2 protein-coding genes are annotated in these 1,712 nt (G+C 28.2%); both read left to right on the plus strand.

The features are described 5' to 3' along the window. Positions 1 to 89: 89 nt before the first annotated feature. On the plus strand, positions 90 to 1,145 hold the full coding sequence (locus H8S10_RS17780) for an IS1595 family transposase (protein ID WP_186839738.1): 1,056 nt from the start codon (positions 90 to 92) through the stop codon (positions 1,143 to 1,145). Between the two features lie 113 nt (positions 1,146 to 1,258). Further along, on the plus strand, positions 1,259 to 1,609 hold the full coding sequence (locus H8S10_RS17785; RefSeq protein ID WP_186839739.1) for a hypothetical protein: 351 nt from the start codon (positions 1,259 to 1,261) through the stop codon (positions 1,607 to 1,609). The last annotated feature ends 103 nt before the right edge of the window (positions 1,610 to 1,712 follow it).

Raw genomic sequence — 1,712 nt, forward strand, 5'->3', positions numbered from 1 at the left:
GGCTTTGTTTTAATAAACTGTGGAAATTTGATTAACCTCTATAAATATGGTTATAATTTATAATATAACTACTATTTAGGAGGTTTTTTATGCCAAGAGTTAATAATGTTATTCAACAAGTTTCACAATTAAATACATATGAGCAAGGGAAGGTATTTGAATTTTTAAAGACTGTATTGATGTCAAATGGAATATATAACTCTATAGATGAAGAAATCGCTGAAAATAGATTTAACAAAGGGAAGTGCTGTCCTTTTTGTAATCATGATAAAATATCTAAGTATGGAAAATATCATGGTAAGAATGGTGTTAAACAAAGATATAAATGCCAAAATCAAGAGTGCAAAAAAACTTTCAATGATTTTTCTAAATCTCCAGTTTCAAGTAGTAAAAAGGGATTAGATAAATGGCTACTATATGCCCAATGCATGGTAAACGGTAACACTATTAGGCAATGCGCTGAAATCGTTGAAATTAATATTGCAACAGCTTTCTTTTGGAGGCATAAAATTATAGACGCAATTAGAAAGTTTGTTGGTTATGGTTTGCTTGAAGGTGTTATTGAGTTGGACGAAACCTACTTTGCTATTAGCTATAAAGGAAATCATAGTAAAAGCTCTAATTTTACTATGCCAAGGGAATCAAGAAAGCGTGGCAAAGAAGTAAATACAAGAGGTATATCAAAGGAATTCGCTTGTGTATTGTGTGGTGTAGATAGATTAGGAAATATCTATACTGGTTTAATATGTGATGGTAGACCTAAATATACTGATATAAATAGAGCTTTATCGGAAGTTGTTGAAGATAATTCTATATTATGTACGGATAAACATAGAAGTTATATACCTTTTGCTGCTCAACATAATTTTGAGTTACATCAAATTAGGGGAGGGAGAAAAACTGTGGATATTTACAATATTCAAAGGGTTAATGCTTTTCATAGTAGCTTAAAAAGATGGATAAGGAAGTTTAATGGTGTTTCAACCAAGTTCCTAACAAACTACCTATTTTGGTATAAATGGAGCCAATTATTTAAAACAGAAATGGAAAGAAATAAGCCAAAGAAATTCTTTGTTCATGCTAATTCAACACATTCTATATCTTTAATAAAGGATTTTAAGATTAGAAGACCAATATATGTATAAAAGGTAAAATTTGTTTTAATTTTACTGTTTTTAGTGTATAATAAATATAATGATTGATGAACAATTGTATTATTACGTGATATAAATATATTAAATTGTAAGGGGGAAGTTAGATGATAGAAATTAAACCTTTGGACGATGTTATGAATTATTTTATATGGATATTTGTAACATACATAGCATTGTTCCTTGTTATAATTATCAATTTTTTAAAAGCACTTTATCTTAATAAAAAATCTACATCAAAAGATAATAAAGCAGTTATTGTTATTGATTTAATTGTCGATGTGATATGCGGTTTGGCGATGTTTTGTGGACTGATGTTTTTAGGTGTTTTAGCTGATAATAATGCCCTAAATTGGGTATATTGGAATAAGTGGCTCTGGTTTATTTCAGCTACGAGTTTTACTATTTTTATAATTAATATGATTATAGTTATGACAAATAAAAAAGTTTCTAAATAGAACTAAGTATTGAATAATTTTAAAGTATTGTGATTCAAATAGGATGTCCATTTGGACATCCTATTATGTTATGCTAATTTCAACACTATTTTAAAACACAGCC

The organism is Clostridium sp. NSJ-49 (assembly GCF_014287725.1).
GTDB classification, from domain to species: Bacteria; Bacillota; Clostridia; order Clostridiales; family Clostridiaceae; genus Clostridium; species Clostridium disporicum_B.